Origin of the sequence: Wolbachia endosymbiont (group B) of Schoenobius gigantella (assembly GCF_964031005.1) — a bacterium.
GTDB classification, from domain to species: domain Bacteria; phylum Pseudomonadota; class Alphaproteobacteria; order Rickettsiales; family Anaplasmataceae; genus Wolbachia; species Wolbachia pipientis.
The window spans coordinates 194,733-210,765 of record NZ_OZ035002.1 but is presented as its reverse complement, the minus strand read 5'-3'; the positions used below and the strand labels follow the sequence as shown (position 1 = coordinate 210,765).

17 protein-coding genes, 1 other RNA gene and 1 pseudogene are annotated in these 16,033 nt (G+C 34.2%); 3 read left to right on the top strand and 16 right to left on the bottom strand.

The window, feature by feature from the left end; all coding sequences use genetic code 11:
* The first annotated feature begins 266 nt into the window (after window positions 1–266).
* From gyrB to ACQH2O_RS01080, 3 genes and pseudogenes are all read left to right on the top strand, one after another.
* Window positions 267–2,654 (top strand): DNA topoisomerase (ATP-hydrolyzing) subunit B, encoded by a 2,388-nt coding sequence (gyrB, locus tag ACQH2O_RS01090; protein WP_425385216.1) that lies wholly within the window; start codon window positions 267–269, stop codon window positions 2,652–2,654.
* A 93-nt stretch (window positions 2,655–2,747) separates the two neighbouring features.
* Window positions 2,748–3,005 carry a hypothetical protein gene (locus tag ACQH2O_RS01085; protein WP_010962372.1) on the top strand — a complete coding sequence of 86 codons (258 nt, stop codon included), beginning with the start codon at window positions 2,748–2,750 and terminating at the stop codon, window positions 3,003–3,005.
* A 346-nt stretch (window positions 3,006–3,351) separates the two neighbouring features.
* Window positions 3,352–4,446 (top strand): annotated as a pseudogene (locus ACQH2O_RS01080) (IS3 family transposase).
* A gap of 186 nt (window positions 4,447–4,632) precedes the next feature.
* On the opposite strand, the gene ispG reads toward ACQH2O_RS01080, so the two are convergent.
* The 16 genes from ispG to ACQH2O_RS01000 form a co-directional block, all read right to left on the bottom strand.
* Window positions 4,633–5,913, bottom strand: a complete 1,281-nt coding sequence (gene ispG, locus ACQH2O_RS01075; RefSeq protein ID WP_070356735.1) for a flavodoxin-dependent (E)-4-hydroxy-3-methylbut-2-enyl-diphosphate synthase — start codon at window positions 5,911–5,913, stop codon at window positions 4,633–4,635.
* Window positions 5,914–5,938: 25 nt separating this feature from the next.
* Window positions 5,939–6,559, bottom strand: a complete 621-nt coding sequence (locus tag ACQH2O_RS01070) for a TRP75-related protein (RefSeq protein WP_070356736.1) — start codon at window positions 6,557–6,559, stop codon at window positions 5,939–5,941.
* Window positions 6,560–6,756: 197 nt separating this feature from the next.
* Window positions 6,757–7,302 (bottom strand): hypothetical protein, encoded by a 546-nt coding sequence (locus ACQH2O_RS01065; RefSeq protein WP_095742623.1) that lies wholly within the window; start codon window positions 7,300–7,302, stop codon window positions 6,757–6,759.
* Window positions 7,303–7,457: 155 nt separating this feature from the next.
* The gene (locus ACQH2O_RS01060) at window positions 7,458–9,572 is read right to left on the bottom strand and encodes an FtsK/SpoIIIE family DNA translocase (RefSeq protein WP_010962378.1); all 2,115 of its coding nucleotides are present in this window, start codon (window positions 9,570–9,572) and stop codon (window positions 7,458–7,460) included.
* The gene (locus tag ACQH2O_RS01055) at window positions 9,573–9,851 is read right to left on the bottom strand and encodes a YggT family protein (RefSeq protein ID WP_006279515.1); all 279 of its coding nucleotides are present in this window, start codon (window positions 9,849–9,851) and stop codon (window positions 9,573–9,575) included.
* 171 nt (window positions 9,852–10,022) lie between these two features.
* The gene (locus ACQH2O_RS01050; protein ID WP_425385215.1) at window positions 10,023–10,298 is read right to left on the bottom strand and encodes a type II toxin-antitoxin system RelE family toxin; all 276 of its coding nucleotides are present in this window, start codon (window positions 10,296–10,298) and stop codon (window positions 10,023–10,025) included.
* A complete protein-coding gene (locus ACQH2O_RS01045) occupies window positions 10,289–10,510 on the bottom strand; it encodes a hypothetical protein (protein ID WP_006279415.1) in 222 nt (73 codons plus the stop codon). The genes ACQH2O_RS01050 and ACQH2O_RS01045 overlap by 10 nt, the downstream gene beginning before the upstream one ends.
* An 83-nt stretch (window positions 10,511–10,593) precedes the next feature.
* Complete coding sequence (locus tag ACQH2O_RS01040) at window positions 10,594–10,905, bottom strand: type II toxin-antitoxin system RelE family toxin (protein ID WP_010962380.1); 312 nt, start codon at window positions 10,903–10,905, stop codon at window positions 10,594–10,596.
* The gene (locus tag ACQH2O_RS01035; protein WP_095742622.1) at window positions 10,886–11,107 is read right to left on the bottom strand and encodes a hypothetical protein; all 222 of its coding nucleotides are present in this window, start codon (window positions 11,105–11,107) and stop codon (window positions 10,886–10,888) included. The genes ACQH2O_RS01040 and ACQH2O_RS01035 overlap by 20 nt, the downstream gene beginning before the upstream one ends.
* A gap of 98 nt (window positions 11,108–11,205) precedes the next feature.
* Window positions 11,206–11,412: a type II toxin-antitoxin system RelE family toxin gene (locus ACQH2O_RS01030; protein WP_231115925.1), complete on the bottom strand. Its 207-nt coding sequence runs from the start codon at window positions 11,410–11,412 to the stop codon at window positions 11,206–11,208.
* Between the two features lie 67 nt (window positions 11,413–11,479).
* Entirely contained in the window at window positions 11,480–11,698 is a 219-nt protein-coding gene (locus ACQH2O_RS01025) for a hypothetical protein (protein WP_006279413.1), read from the bottom strand.
* A 200-nt stretch (window positions 11,699–11,898) separates the two neighbouring features.
* Window positions 11,899–12,336 carry a ClpXP protease specificity-enhancing factor SspB gene (locus ACQH2O_RS01020; RefSeq protein WP_006279412.1) on the bottom strand — a complete coding sequence of 146 codons (438 nt, stop codon included), beginning with the start codon at window positions 12,334–12,336 and terminating at the stop codon, window positions 11,899–11,901.
* A gap of 21 nt (window positions 12,337–12,357) precedes the next feature.
* Window positions 12,358–12,697: a transfer-messenger RNA gene (gene ssrA / locus ACQH2O_RS01015) on the bottom strand.
* 124 nt (window positions 12,698–12,821) lie between these two features.
* Window positions 12,822–13,412, bottom strand: a complete 591-nt coding sequence (locus ACQH2O_RS01010) for a CvpA family protein (protein WP_425385214.1) — start codon at window positions 13,410–13,412, stop codon at window positions 12,822–12,824.
* 57 nt (window positions 13,413–13,469) lie between these two features.
* Window positions 13,470–14,066 carry a riboflavin synthase gene (locus ACQH2O_RS01005; protein ID WP_010082169.1) on the bottom strand — a complete coding sequence of 199 codons (597 nt, stop codon included), beginning with the start codon at window positions 14,064–14,066 and terminating at the stop codon, window positions 13,470–13,472.
* A gap of 181 nt (window positions 14,067–14,247) precedes the next feature.
* Window positions 14,248–15,978, bottom strand: coding sequence for a hypothetical protein (locus ACQH2O_RS01000; RefSeq protein ID WP_138264796.1), 1,731 nt, complete (start codon window positions 15,976–15,978; stop codon window positions 14,248–14,250).
* Window positions 15,979–16,033 lie beyond the last annotated feature (55 nt).

Sequence of the window (16,033 nt, the reverse complement as noted above, 5' to 3'; positions counted from 1 at the left end):
TTTTTATCTTTAATCCATCATAGCTAGCGATGCAACAAAGCCATTCCAGTGTCAAGCACTGGAATGACATCATCTGTTGTGCAATTTACCTTCAAAAATGAATGTTCGTACAGTTATGGAAGACACATTGGAATGACACTATTTGCTGTCTTCAAAAATAAACATTCGTAAAGTTGTGCTTTTAATATGGGTTATCAGTTTAAAAATGTTGCTAATCAGCATATATGAATGTAATATTAATTAACATTCATAAACGAAGCAATACCATGGAAAATAGTTATAATGCCGATGCAATAAAAATCTTAAGGGGTCTTGATGCTGTAAGGAAACGTCCAGGTATGTACATTGGTGACACTGACGATGGATCTGGCTTGCACCACATGGTATATGAGGTTGTTGATAACGCAATAGATGAATCTTTAGCTGGGTATTGTGATAAAATTGAAGTTAGCATAAATAAAGATGGTTCAGTATCAGTAACCGACAATGGTCGTGGCATTCCAACTGACATTCATGAAGAAGAAGGAATATCAGCAGCAGAGGTAATAATGACTCAACTCCATGCTGGTGGTAAATTTGACAGCAATACCTATAAAGTTTCTGGGGGATTACATGGTGTTGGAATCTCAGTTGTGAATGCATTATCAAGCTGGTTGGAATTAATTATTTGGCGCAATAAGAAAGAACACTTTATGCGTTTTGAAGATGGTGAGTCTATTGAACCTTTAAAGGTAGTCAACGAAAATACAAATAAAAGAGGAACTAAAGTCACGTTCATGCCATCAACAGAGACTTTTAATGGCATTAATTTCAGTTACTCAACGCTTGAAAGTCGTATAAGAGAATTAGCATTTTTAAATTCAAATATCGACATTACTTTACGTGATCTGCGCAATGAACCATATACAGAATCTCATTTCAATCAGAGCAATCAATCTAAAGACAATTTTGGTACAGCAAATTTTGTGCAGTATTTAGATAAGAATAAGACACATGTAACTAAAATTGCCAGTATGAAAGGAGATGCAGAAGATCTTGGCATCAGCTTGGAAATATCGATGGAATGGAATGATTCCTACTATGAGAATATGTTGTGTTTCACTAATAATATACGGCAACGAGATGGTGGTACGCATTTGGCAGGATTTAGATCTGCACTAACTAGATGTATCAATACCTATGCAACTAATGAAGGGTTTTTAAAGAAAGCAAAAGTAAATTTAACTGGAGAGGACGTTAGAGAAGGTTTAACTTGTGTTTTATCTCTTAAGATGCCTGATCCTAAGTTTTCTTCACAAACAAAAGATAAACTAGTTAGTTCTGAAGCACGTGCAGTTGTAGAAAGTATAGTTTCTGATAAATTGAGCACAATCCTTGAAACTGATCCCAAATTGGCAGCAAGCATAGTAGAAAGAGCAATCAGGTCAGCAAAAGGAAGAGAAGCTGCAAGAAAAGCGCGCGAGCTAGTTAAAAGCAAAAACAATATTGATATTGCAACTCTGCCAGGAAAGCTTGCTGATTGTCAGGAAAAAGCTCCTGAGTTATCGGAATTATTTATAGTAGAGGGTAATTCAGCAGGTGGTACTGCAAAGCAGGGGCGTAATCGTAAAACACAAGCAGTGCTTGCCTTAAGAGGAAAAATTCTAAACGTAGAACGTGTAAGTTTAGATCGTATTTTTTCATCTGCAGAAATAGGCTCTTTAATTACTGCAATTGGTGCTGGAATGGGGAGTGAACACTTCGATATTGAAAAAGCTAGATATCATAAAATTATCATCATGACAGATGCAGATGTTGATGGTTCACATATAAGAACTTTGATTCTAACTTTCTTTTTTAGACATATGCGTGAAGTTATTGAAAAAGGTTACTTATACATAGCACAGCCACCCCTCTATAAAGTTACAAAGAATGCCAAAGACACTTATATTAAAGATGACGAAACTTTTGAAGAGTATATAATAAACTCAGCAGTTAAAAGATTAACACTAAGTGGTACAGCTACAGAATTTAACAACTTGCGCCTTATTTTGAATAAATGCGTTAGCACTTCTAATATTAGCAAAAATTATGATAGAGAAATACCACAAAATCTCTTAGAGTCATTGCTAATTTTAAGTAAAAAGAATGCTCTATCATCGGCTGATGAGATATTAAAGTATTTGAAGTTAATGTACAGCGAATACACTTGGGAAGTGGAAATAAAAGATGAAGAAAAAGAAATTCATATCTCTAAATTGTTTCAAGGATTGGCAGACAAATATATATTTGCACTTAGTATGCTTGAAGGCAAAGATATGCAAAACATATTAAGTTTGCTTGATGGTATAAGTAATTTATTTAATGGTGATTCATTTTTAAAGTCACAAGAAACTGAAATAAGAATCACTTCTCCAAGTACGCTTGCAAAAATAATAATGGACTATGGTAAAAAAGGTTTAACTCTGCAGAGATTTAAAGGTCTTGGTGAAATGAATGCTGATCAGCTATGGGATACTACGTTAAATCCTGAAGCTAGAACTTTATTAAAGGTTGAAATAAAAGATTGTGAAGAAGCTGATTCCATATTTTCAATATTAATGGGTGATATAGTTGAACCACGCCGTGATTTTATTAATAGCAATGCACTTAATGTGCATGATGTTGATATTTGAACTTTTAGCAAAATGTACGAACGTTACGGGTTTAAGCAAAGACTGTGTCATTCAAGTAGCTGACACTGGTTCCTTTATAACGGTGTCATTCCAGTGCTTGACACTGGAATCCAGGTTGCTCACAAGCAAACTAGCATAGAAAGTGGTTACAACGTTTTCGATGAGATTGCAGAAAGGCTGGATTCCAGTGTCAAGCACTGGAATGAAAGCAGTCCTACGTCATGCCGCGATTCATTCGCGGTATCTCTAGATCCCGCTAACAAGCAGCGGGATGACGGTTGTCAGGGTGTCATCCCACTACCTTCTCCTGTCATCCCAGTGCCTCCCTCCCCTGTCATCCAAGTAGCTTGACACTTGTATCTTTATGATGTGAGGCATTAGAGCTAAAATACCTCACAGGGAGGGTGAAGCTGATGCAACGCTAATGCCATTAAGGCCGAATCCCAGATTTTGCTTCCCTCCCATAGAGTTATAGCTCTTCTCATAATAATCCCAATAAGGTAAGAATGGATTTATGGTAGAGGGGTTTGTATGCCAGCAGCGTATAGTTACGACTTAAGGAAAAAAGCAATGGAAGCAATGGAAGCATTGGATGAAGGAGAAAGTAGAGCAACTGTTGCCAAGTGACCTTACCCAGAAAAAGTGGAGAGAAAGAAAGGAGTTTTTTCGGGTAAAATAAAATTTTGGAGGATTAGAAATGGCAAGAGAATATACGGCAGAATTCAAATTGGAAGCTGTTAAACTGGCAAATGAACAAAGAAAGGCAGGTCAAACAATTACAAAAATAGCAAAGGATTTAGGAATAAAGGGTGGTTTATTAGGAAAATGGATAAAGAAACACAACGAAAAAAAGTCGGCAGCAGATGCATTTCCAGGTAGAGGTAACATGGCTCCTTACGACAAAGAGAGGTTTGATTTACAAAGAGAGTTAGCAAGAGTAACAAGGGAAAGAGACATTTAAAAAAAAGCCCTGGCCAGTCAAAAAGAGTAAAATATTTTTTTATATAGTAACTGCTATAAAGTACAGGAATTATGTAGGATTTTCTGCTAGTGGCTACTATAAGTGGACCACAAGAAAAATAAGCAGTAGAGAATCAGCAAATAAAGAGCTACTCGCAGCTATTCAAAAAATATATCAAGTTTCTAAATGTAGATATGGAGCTCCTAAAATTCATGCTGAATTGAAGGCTTTGGGTAAAAGTTGCAACTTAAAAACAGTGCAAAGTATTATGCAGAAAAATGGTATTCAGGCTATATTGAGAAGAAAATTTAAAATTAAGAAACAACAAACGGACAGTAGCTCCCAATATATTAGACCAAAACTTTATTGTCGATCAACCAAATAAAGTATGGGATTACTTATATAAAAACCAAAGAAGGATGGCTATATTTGGCAACAATAATCGATCTATATTCACGCATGGTAGTTAATGAGCAGTTCAATAAATAAACAATTGGTTATGGACTCTTTATTAATGGACGTTAACAAGCGTAAACCTGCCAAAAATCTACTATTACATAGTGATCAAGGTTCACAATATACTTCGCAAGGTTATCAATATCTCTTATCCATAAAAAACATAGATGAGTTATAAAGGTTGTTGTTACGACAATTCTGTTGTGGAAAGCTTCTTCAGTTCTCTAAAAAGGGAGTTACCAATAGACACCTCTCGGCACTCTAAACAGCATATCAAAACTGCTATATTTGAATATATAGAAATTTTTTATAACAAACAACGTCACTATTAACTATTGCATTCCTGAGCATTTTGATTCATCATTCTCTTTGTGAAAAACATTCCAAACTTTCTCTCCACTTTTTCTGGGTAAGGTCAGTCAAACCTCCATTTTTTTTATATCAATTTATTACTTTTTTTTCGGTTTGACACACTTTTTTGAACATTCCCAACGAAAAAAGAAAAACAAGGTTTAATTTTCTTTTTTATTTGCGATTTATCTATTAATTAACCGTGAAAGGTTACGTGTAATGCTTCTTCACATAATTATCAATAATTGCCTTAAATTCTTCAGAGACATTATCACCTTGTAAAGTTTTGAAATATTTGCCGTTTTTGTAGACTGCTGAAACAGGTTTTTCTCCATATCCAGGTAAGCTGATTCCCAAATTTGCGTGTTTGCTTTCTCCAGGACCATTTACTATGCATCCCATAACAGCAATGTTCATATGCTCTACACCTGGATTTTTTTTCTTCCACATCGGCATATGAGTTTTTATATAGCCATTCACCTCTTCAGTTAATATACGAAAACGATCGCTACTCGTGCGCCCACAACCAGGACATGAATTAACCTGAGGGTTAAAGTGTCGCAAGCCTATAGACTGCAATATTTCCTGACACACCACCACTTCATTAGTACGCGATTCACCAGGACGTTGAGTCAAAGAAGCCCGTATTGTATCTCCAATGCCATTTTGCAATAAATAAGTAAGCCCTGCTGCGGTATTTACCACACCTTTATTGCCCATACCAGCCTCAGTTAAACCCAAATGCAGCGCATAATTGGAAGATTTTGCAAGTGCCATATAAACTAAAATTAAATCTTGTACTTTGCTAACTTTACATGAAATGATTATTTTGTTTGAATTTAGACCAATTTCTTCAGCTTTTTTTGCACTATCAAGAGCAGACATTACAAGTGCTTTGCGCAGTATAACATCAGAAGGCCTTGAATTACTAAGCGAAGAGTTTTCATCCATCAATTTTTGCAAAAGGTATTTATCAAGACTACCCCAATTTACCCCAATTCTAACCGGAAGATCGTGCATTATTGCATACTCTATCACCCTTTCAAACTTCTCATCACGTTTGTCGCCAAAGCCTATATTGCCTGGATTGATTCTAATTTTACCCAGCATTTTGATGTTGTCTGGATAATCTTGAACTAATTTATCTAGCTCATATTGACCGCAGCCTACCAATATTTTACCGTCAAAACCTTCTTTATTTATCTCTTCTACTATATAAGGTATTGCTCTTGCTACCTCCTCTGAGTTCAAGGCAATTCGCACCAATTCTGAACCTGTACGCGCTAGTTCTGTTATCTCTTTTGCATAATGTTTTGCGCTACTTTTTATATTATCAGCATCTATATGCACGCCAAGCGCCATAGATTGTACAACTACAGGATTATTTCCGCCTATCTTTACTTTTCCAACTTCTACAACATGAGTTTTGTGCCTGGAAATCTGCGATAATTCATATGTATTATCATTCAATATCAGGTCTTTATCTAGCATATTATTAATGGCCAATATTGTGATACTATTTTACTGTGTCAGCTACACTGCCAAATGAACTTGAACCATTCAAACTATAAGCATCTACGTTATCCAAATTAGCAATAGAATCATGTGAGCACGTTCTTCTTGATGGAGTTTCTTTTATAGTGACATTTATAGGAGAAACTTTCTTTTCTCGTGTTGAAGTAACTTTCTTCTCTTCTTGTTGTTCACTTTCATGCTGCTTATTTTCATACTGGAAAACTGACTCTTGATCTATAAATACAGCACCCCTTAAACGTGCGATATTAATACCATGCTGATTTATCATAGTGCTCTCTTCATCGTCGACTATGCAAGCTTCCATGTCATTTGGCTCATTATCAAGACTAGCAATTTTTTTCTCTTTTAATTTTTTGATTAGATCTTCCTTATTTATAGCTCGATCTTGTAATTTTTTTTTCTTGAGCAATTCCCTACGCTTCTCATACAGTTTATATGACTCAGCAAAATCCTCATCTGTATGAAAGTTTGCACCACCAGGGTTACCAGGAGGTATGTATCTCTTACTGAGCTTAGATTTAGCTTCAGCACTATGCACAGTAAAAAAGCTAGAAACCAAAAACATTAATATAAATAAAATTTTAGAAAAAACCCTAAGCATATGGTGCTATAGTAAATATCGTGTTTTAAAAGATAGCAATTAACAAACTTTAAGTAAACCAGAATCTTTACTAACTTTACAATACAAATATTTTTCTAAAAAGTGATATGTTTGCTATCAAAAAAACCTACGCAGACTAAGAGAAGAGTAAGGTGTTACAAGTTGCGTAACACCTTTTCAAGAAAAGTGTTATGCAGCTATATGTTTGCAACTTTTAAGTTATTCTGTAGTTTTTCAGTACCATCGGTAGTATCTACATTATTAAGTTTTGCGTCTGGCGTATCTTTAGATAAGTCGTTTTTTTTCTCTTTATCAAGCTTAACTCCCTGATAGATACAGAATGCAACAAAACTAGTTATTGCTATTGCGGCAACAGCACTGACTATGATACAAATTGCCATTATTTTTTGTTGATCTGCTACTGCCTCTGCAAGTGTTTCCACTTTTTCTTGCAGGCCGTTTAAGTGCTCTTGCATAGCTTGAAACTGCTTAGTACCAATCTTGTCTTCTAATGCACTAAAAACTTTTTCAAACTGCTCAACATCTATCTTTTGAGCTTCTTGCCATTCTTTTAATGCACTAAATACCTCTTCAAACTGTTTAGCATCTATCTTTTGAGCTTCTTGCCATTCTTTTAATGCACCAAAAACTTTTTCAAACTGCTCAGCATCAATTTGTTGACTTTCCTGCAATGCTGTTATATCTGACTCATCAAAGCCAAGTACCCATTTAGTTATACCCATTTTTAACCCCCTAGTTAATTAATATATTATAATTTTACATTCCAAATGTTTAAATTATTATTAAATCAATTGTCATTATGTATTGATCTTTTAATAATTTCGTTTGACTTGCTTTTTGAAAGTGCGAAAACTTAAATTAAGGTATTACAAGATTGTTATTCAACCAATATCTCTCTTTTCCCTGAGTAATTTGGAGCGCTGACAATACCTTCCTTTTCCATTCTTTCAACGATGTTTGCTGCTCTGTTATAGCCTATTCTAAGCTGCCTTTGAATGTAACTGGTTGAAACTTTTTGATCTCTTTGAATGATGGCCACTGCTTGGTTATAGAGGTCATTTTCTTCATCCTCCGTTTCATCGTGTGACTCTGTAGAAGAATTTTCATCTTCTTTAGTGATTTCCTCCATGTAGTTTGGCTCACCTTGCATTTTCAGATGATCAACTATATCTTGCACCTCATTATCACTTACAAATGGGCCGTGAACTCGAATGATCTTACCACCAGAGGCCATATAGAGCATGTCACCCATGCCGAGCAATTGTTCAGCCCCTTGTTCGCCAAGTATTGTACGGCTATCTATCTTAGAAGTAACAGCAAAACTGATTCTCGTTGGAAAGTTCGCCTTTATCACACCTGTGATCACATCCACAGATGGGCGTTGTGTTGCCATTATGATGTGTATTCCTGCAGCACGAGCCATCTGAGCTAAGCGTTGAATAGAGCACTCTATTTCTTTGCCGGCAACAAGCATCAAATCTGCCATTTCATCCACGATCACTACAATATACGGAAATGTTTCCATCTTGATTGGTATTTTTTCAAACAGAGGTTTGCCTGTTGTTGAGTTAAAGCCAATCTGCACAACGCGCTCCAATTCTATTCCACTATTCATCGCTTCTGTGATTCTTTGGTTATAGTTTATTACATTGCGCACATTTAAATAGGACATCATGCGATAGCGATTTTCCATTTCTTTCACTATCCACTTAAGAGCGACTACAGCCTTTTTTGGCTCTGTTACCACTGGCGTTATTAGATGCGGTATTGCATCATATATTGAAAGCTCAAGCATTTTTGGGTCGATCATTATCATCTTACATTCATCAGGACTTAATCGATAAACGAGTGAAAGAATCATAGTGTTAATCGCAACTGATTTACCAGACCCTGTGGTTCCAGCAACGAGCAAGTGGGGCATTTTAGTTAGATCTGCAATAACTGGTTTTCCACTTATTTCTTTGCCAAGCGCAATTGGGAGATTTAAGTTTGCATTTTGGTATTCTGGGGATTCAAGCAAATCACGCAGCATTACAATTTCCCGTTCCTTGTTCGGCAACTCTATTCCCATAGCATTTTGCCCACGAATTATTGAAATACGTGCAGAGAGTGCACTCATCGAACGTGCAATGTCATCTGCAAGGCCAATTACTCTTGCAGATTTCGTGCCAGCTTGTGGTTCAAGTTTGTACAAAGTCACAACCGGCCCATAGCATACACTGATAATTTTTCCTTGCACGCCAAAATCACTCAGGACTTGTTCCAGCAGAGATAAATTTTTATTGCTCTCCATTTCATTTAGCTGTTTTCTCTGCAAAGACTCTTCTGCTTTAGAAAGTAAATGGATACTTGGAAACTTAAACTCACTTAAAACCTCCTCGGTAGCTTTTTTCTGTCTTTCTTTTGGTTGTTGTTTAGTAGTGATTTTAGTTCTATGTTTTTCTTCTACTACTAATGGTGCAATTGAATACTCAGTAGTTTTATGTGATCTGAAGAATGGAACATTTACAAATAAGCAAGCTATTTTTTTACATAAGAAGAATAGAGAGTAAATTGTTCTCTTCCAACCAACAGATCCTACAAGACCTATTGATGTTACTATCACAAATATATAAAACGGGCAGTTATTAATTAGTGCATTCCCTATTATTCCACTGTGTCTGTACCTTGCAGTGATGCCTAGCGAAAGTTGTGGTAGTATAGCACATATCCCTAAATTGATTAATATTAAATAGAGAATTTTTAGCAGCCTTTTTGATGGCCTGAAGATCAACAAGTAAACTATGGTTGTAGCTATTGTAACACTAGTTAATCCAAGAAATTGAACCAATATATCAGCTAAATATGAACTTACTATTCCACCTAAATTTGTCACTTCCTCATTTGTAGCTGTGTTTAAGGAAGGATCTTTATAGTTATAGCTAAAAACTGATATATATATATATATTAAAAGGGATAGATATATTGCTGATTTTAGATATTTTTTTAACATCTACCTAAAGTAGTAAGCTACTGTATATTTTACAAAGTGAATTGTTATTAGCAATATCATTATAGATAAATCTAATCCGTTGAACGGTGGTATATATCTTCTAATAATCTTTAGTGGTGGATATGTCAATTGGTTCAAGATGTGCATTATGCTACTGACAGTTTCATTATATATGTTCACCATATTAAGTTTAACCAGCCAGTTTAGGACAACCCAACATATTAGAATGAAGCTATAAAGATCAAGTAACGTATTGAGTAGATATATGATTGGATGCATACATATCTATTACACGAAAGTTATATAAAAGACAAGTATTTAGCCTTTTCAAACTCAAAATGTTGTTTTTGCTGAACCAAAAAAAACTTCATTTTTTGAGCTGCGCAAAGCCACCTAAAGTAGAGAATGGACAAGGAAGGAGGGGTGTATAATATATATTAATGTTGATATTTATTTCTTATAAATATCATCTCTATGTCCTATCTCTGTGATAGTTACTATATGATCTAATTGATTTACTCTGTAAATTACACGATAGTCACCAACTCTTAGCCTTCTACATCCTTTTAAGTTATGATGTAGTGGTTCACCAAAATTTATTGGGTCAACTGTAAGACGTTCTTTTATAACCTTTTGAACTCTTAGCCTTATTATCTTTGGAAGGTTTGGTAAATCTTTTTCAACAACACTCTTTAGAGACTTAACCTTGTAACGCTCTAATCCCACTTAATATCTTCAAAATCAACTGTTTCTGCACCTTCAACATCACGCTCATCAGAAATTTTAGATACTAAAAAATCCTCCATTTCAAGCTCAACTGCTTCTCTAAATAGTTTTCCTGCTAATTCTTGAACGGGCTGTTTAGTAAATTCAGATAATTCAGCAAGATGCTTTAAAGTTTCTTCGCTAAGAGCTATGTTAATGCCTGAATTTGCCATATGTTTTACCAAAGTCCACTAATAATTATACAACATTTTTTTTAATTTTTCAATAAAGAAAGGAGTGGTGTATAAAAATATATTTAATGTTTCAGTAGGTCCAATATTGCCTGCTTGTAAATATTGTCCCTGTGTCCTATTGAAACAATAATTACTATACGTTTTACAGTATTTACACGGTAGACAATACGATAATCATCAGCAACTTTTATTCTTCTATGTTCCTTTAATCTCTTGCGTAGCAACACACCGTTACCAATAGGATCAGTCTCAAGATACTCTTTTATTGCATCTTTAATACTTGGCTTTACATCTTCCGGCAAGGAAGGCAAATTTCTTTTAAGAACATGCTTTAGATATTTAATGGTGTATTGCTTATTTCCAGATGTCTTCACTATCCTCTACTTCTTCTGCATCATCAGAATTTAACTCCCTAATAATTTTGGAAAATGCAATATCTTCCGCTTCAAGTTCGATTGCTTCCTTGACTAGCTTTTCTGTTAATTTTTGAACAGACTGCTTGGTGGCTCTAGCTAGTTCAACAAGATGCTGCGAAGTTTCTGGGTTGAAAGTTACACTAACTTTTGAATTTACCATCAGTTTTACTAAAGTCTACTACTATAGCTATTTTACAACATTTTTTTTAATTTTTCAATAAAGGAAGGAGGGCTGTATAAAAATATATTTAATGTTTATCAAGTAGCCTTCTCATAAATGGTGTCTCTATGTCCTGCTGTAGCAACAAATACCTTATGTTTTGCAATATTTACAGTATAAATAATTCGATAATCACTAACCCTTATTCTTCTATACCCTTTTAGCCTGCCACGTAATGGTTTACCAAATTTAATTGGATCAGTTGTAAGCCGCTCGTTTATCGCTTTTGTAATCCTTGATCTTATTGTTTTTGGAAGACTTAGAAAATCTCTTTCAGTAAAGTTTTTTGAGTAGACAATATCGTATTTCAGTTTATGTCCTCTCCCTTTCAGATAGTACTGTATTCCAGTCTACATCCTCACATTCCTTAATAGTTTTATATAACGCAATATCTTCTACTTCGCACTCGATTCCTTCGATGACTAACCTTTTTGCTAGTTCTTGAACGGATTCCTTGGTGATTTCAGCTAACTTAGTAAGGTTATGTGAAGTTTTTGGGTCAAAAGTTATACTAATTCCTGAATCTGTCATATGTTTTACCAAAGTCTACTAATAATTATACAACATTTTTCTGAATTTTTCAATAAAGGAAGTTGATGATATGTAAGAAAAATTTTGCCACCTGCGTTAATAAATAATTAAAGATTTAGCATATTTATCTACCCTCTATTCTATTACTTAAGTTAGACCACTTTTTTCTATTAATATTTTTTGTTTATAAAGATGAGCAGTTACTCATCACGCAGTTGATCTATGGATATAATACTACCGTTTGATAGTTTTTCAGTACATTTTTCACTTTTGTATTCTTTATCAGAGTCGATACTGATTTTGTCAAATATTAAAACATCTCCTGAAATTTTATCACGAAACTCACTAATAGCAAAAAACGGTATAGTAATTCGCTCTTGTTTTCCTTGAAAACTCAAACTGACGCTAAATTTATCCTCAGAAACTTTTAAATCATAGAATTGATGCTGTAATATAATAAGCATTTGAGTAGGGTATGACTTTTTCAAACGATCTGGCATGGTCACACCATTAAAATATGTGAAAAATAATATTTCTAAGTGAGGGATAAAACCATTACCTGATATAACATCTAAAGTCTTTTTGATAACTTGAAACTTAGCAGAATTAAGCAGTTTTTTGTAATCTGTTTGCTCCATATAACTTTCACATACGTAAATTTTGGGGAACTTCTGTTACCCGGCGTTCCCTGAACCGTGCTTATAGCAATGAAGTTATAGTGCTTAAATTAAGCAGCTATTGCGTCGACATTGTCTTCAGCAGCAAAATTATCGTTTGCATTTAAATTATGAACTCTTAGCGGTGGTGTCTAACCGAGCAAAGCTACCATCTTTACTATGCATGTCGATCCTTATTCGTCCCCATATAAATTAAAAAACATGGTGGAGACGCCGAGTACTGCCCTCGGGTCCAATACACCTATTACAAGGTAATTTTATTGCTATAGTACACAAAATGTACATAGCTATTATATAGCAACATTAAATAAATGTCAAGATATTATGACCTTAAGTTGATTTATTGCTAAAACAAAATTAATATTTCCAGTAAAAAATTCTGTGCTCTTAACCTGACACATATGGCTTTTTGAATACTCCCAATGAAAATATTTATAAATAAATATTTACTCTTCTTTTTTATTGTTTTCAGGTTTTTCTTGATCAACCATTTCTCCACCGATCTCTTTTATTTTTAGTATCAACGACTCTGGTACATACATGTCAATTACTTCTTCTGCTGTCACAAATAAAGCCTGATAAGAGTGTGAATTTATTATCCAATTAGGCAATATGTCTTCTGCTTCTATTTTATACTCTCCCTCTTTTTTGTCATATACTGTGTAGCAATATAAGTGCACAGCAAAAAATAATACATAAGAGAGCAATATTCCTTTAAGCACTCCGAGAAAGATTCCAGTAACTCTATCGATAAACCCCAACCTTATGGGTGATAATATGTACATTAGCCAGTTATTTATTATCATGAATATAAGATTAAGTATAATAAATACAGAGATTGTAGAAAGTATGTTTAGTGTAACTTTAGAATCAAAATATTTACTATAATTTGGAGCGAAAAAATCATAGTGATTAGCTGTCAGAAAGACCGATAAAAATAGAAACATTAGTGCGCATAGCTCTTTTATAAAGCCTCTAGTTACCGAGATTATTACGCATAGAACAACAATGAAGATAATTAGGCTATCGAAAAGCATGTTTTATATCTATATGGTTTTCAAGATATAATAGTTGTAAATAACAAGGTTGTAAAATTAATTGTATTTATGCTGCATCAATTGATCTAAATACCTAGCGATCATGTCAATTTCTAAATTCAAATAATCATTTACTTTGTTGTACTGAAAAGTTGTATTTTCCCATGTATAGGGAGTGATATTTACTGTAAATTCCTGATTAATAACTGAATTCACTGTGAGGGAAACCCCATCTAGTGTAACGGAGCTTTTTTTTGCAACAAATTTAATTAATTCTTGTGGGCACGATAGTTTGATTTCATGAGAATCTAAATTTTGATTAATTGTTAAAAATTTTACTATCCCATCAACATGACCCTGAACCAGGTGGCCATCGATCTTATCGCTTAATCTCATTGCTTGTTCGAGATTTATTTTTTTTCCTATTCTCCACGTATTTAAGTTAGCAACCTTCATAGTTTCTTGAGATGCTTGGACTGTAAATGTATCGCTCATTATATCAACAACAGTTAAACACACACCAGAGCAAGCTATTGAATCTCCTTTATTTATAGAGGATAAATTTTGTGTCTTGATATGGAAAATTTGATCAGAGTTGGAGTGAGTGGTAGTATCAGTTATAGTCCCGATATCCGTGATAATTCCTTTAAACATATGGTGAAAATAAATAATTTTACCATGAAAAATTTTTTACAACAACTTATTTCTATTTTGTTATAGTTAAAGTAATTCTGGTTTACCGACAATTTAAAAAACGACAAATTCGTCATCCCGCTACGTGTTAGCGGGATCTAGAGATACCGTGACGGTATGACGTAGGAAAACTGAGCCTGCACTAGCTATAGGCGCGAGAAAGGGGATCGTTTTCACTTACTTGTTCAATAGATTCTATAGAATATTCAGAATATATGAAATAAGCCAAACTCAGAACACATAATGCAGTTAATATTGGTAACCCTATGTTCAATGCTAGCCCAATACTTTCTCTTTTTTCTGGTGGCACTAATCCTTTTAACATTGACACTTTTCCTAACGGAAAATGCCATAAGCAAAGTGTTGATGCAGATGCTACTATTATAAATAGACAAAAATAAGCCTTTTTTGAGGAAAATACAGTTTTTAATGATGATTTGAGTGTAATGTTAGTAGGTGGTAGAGTTTTAGCTTCATTTGTTGCTGGTGAAAGATCTTTAATTGGTAAAGGGTTTGTAGATTTATGAGGAGTATTTTCATGTTGTGGAGAAGGTTGTTGTATATAAACACCTGAAACTAATTTAAGCAATTGCTCTTTTTTTCTATATACTTGTTTTTGTAAATATTCTTTACCTAAAAGTGAGTTACTAAGAGGTTGTGGCCTTTCGAGTATCTGTAATACTTCTGATATCTCGCCTGGCTCTAATATTGCATGTAATTGTTTATCTTGAAAGTAAACAATATTGAATACTGAGCTGAAAATATTGCAAAATGTTTCTGGATCTTGATTTTTGTATCCACTCATCACTTCAATAAATATTTTATCGAGTTTTTTCCCCCTGTGCTCAATTTGGTTATCTATCATAGCTACTCTAGCATCATTTTGTGCTTGTTTTATGGCTAATGGTTTTTCTTTCTCTGATAGTTCTTTGGTCTGCTTTTTTGACTTCTTTTTTCTGTTAGCCTTAAAATACTCTGTGTGCGAAGTAGTTTGACCTACATTCTGTTCTGCTTCTTGAGGTATTGGATTTTCTATACTACCCCCTGTCATCCGAGTAGCTTGACTACTTGGATCCATGTTTCTTTTTTCCTGGTCAAACGCTGGAATAACACCAAATGGTATATTGTTGCTCTGTATAGAAAATTTTGGCAATTGTTGGGAAAAGAATTGTGACGTATTAAAAAAATTGGGTAGACAGAAAAAAGATCTAAACCAGAAAACGTTTTCATGCATTGCAGCAACTACTATCGAAACACGTGTAACTTGTTTTCCATTATTTGTTACATCGAAGCCAAATGAGCCTGTAACTGGTACGATTTGTTTATTTTGTGCATTTTTTTGGTTAGTTTCACTCTGTTCTTTTTTGTCTTCATTTTCAGTTTTTTCTGCATGTTGTAGCTTTTCATTTAGAAATAACTCGATTTGGTACAAGTTGTCCAGGTTAATGTTTTCAACGTCTGTTTGTAGCGTTATCGTTGTGCCCTGCAGAAGGATTTGAGGCGGAGCACTATTTACGAATTCTTCTACAGTTTTATAACTGTTAGTTTTACAGTAGTTATTATATAGTTCACTGCTTTCTTTGGGCACTTTTATGTTGGCTGTAAAATTTTTTTCCCGGGAAAGGCAGATTTTGAAAAAATTAATTAAAGAGTTTATTCGAAATAATCTTATATTAAAGGTGTCTTTATCTGTTGCTGTTAGCTCAAATGAAAATTCTTGTATATTACTTTCAATACTTCTCGAGCGAATAGTACTGATCTTAATTGTTTCGCTAGAAAATGCTTTACTTATGTTTCTGGATTTTTCCTTAAAGAGCTTAGGTAAATCCTCTATTTTATACTTATTCTTAGTTTCAGTATTACTGTTGTGCATAGTTGATACAGCAAATTCATCAACGCAAAGGTAAATAAAAAAGATTAATCAGTCA

Excerpts from the sequence above, each read along its gene's own strand:
- gyrB (WP_425385216.1), top strand. The coding sequence starts at position 267 with ATGGAAAATAGTTATAATGCCGATGCAATAAAAATCTTAAGGGGTCTT.
- ispG (WP_070356735.1), bottom strand. The coding sequence starts at position 5,913 with ATGCTAGATAAAGACCTGATATTGAATGATAATACATATGAATTATCG.
- ACQH2O_RS01070 (WP_070356736.1), bottom strand. The coding sequence starts at position 6,559 with ATGCTTAGGGTTTTTTCTAAAATTTTATTTATATTAATGTTTTTGGTT.
- ACQH2O_RS01065 (WP_095742623.1), bottom strand. The coding sequence starts at position 7,302 with ATGGGTATAACTAAATGGGTACTTGGCTTTGATGAGTCAGATATAACA.
- ACQH2O_RS01060 (WP_010962378.1), bottom strand. The coding sequence starts at position 9,572 with ATGTTAAAAAAATATCTAAAATCAGCAATATATCTATCCCTTTTAATA.
- ACQH2O_RS01055 (WP_006279515.1), bottom strand. The coding sequence starts at position 9,851 with ATGCATCCAATCATATATCTACTCAATACGTTACTTGATCTTTATAGC.
- ACQH2O_RS01045 (WP_006279415.1), bottom strand. The coding sequence starts at position 10,510 with ATGGCAAATTCAGGCATTAACATAGCTCTTAGCGAAGAAACTTTAAAG.
- ACQH2O_RS01035 (WP_095742622.1), bottom strand. The coding sequence starts at position 11,107 with ATGGTAAATTCAAAAGTTAGTGTAACTTTCAACCCAGAAACTTCGCAG.
- ACQH2O_RS01025 (WP_006279413.1), bottom strand. The coding sequence starts at position 11,698 with ATGACAGATTCAGGAATTAGTATAACTTTTGACCCAAAAACTTCACAT.
- ACQH2O_RS01020 (WP_006279412.1), bottom strand. The coding sequence starts at position 12,336 with ATGGAGCAAACAGATTACAAAAAACTGCTTAATTCTGCTAAGTTTCAA.
- ACQH2O_RS01010 (WP_425385214.1), bottom strand. The coding sequence starts at position 13,412 with ATGCTTTTCGATAGCCTAATTATCTTCATTGTTGTTCTATGCGTAATA.
- ACQH2O_RS01005 (WP_010082169.1), bottom strand. The coding sequence starts at position 14,066 with ATGTTTAAAGGAATTATCACGGATATCGGGACTATAACTGATACTACC.
- ACQH2O_RS01000 (WP_138264796.1), bottom strand. The coding sequence starts at position 15,978 with ATGCACAACAGTAATACTGAAACTAAGAATAAGTATAAAATAGAGGAT.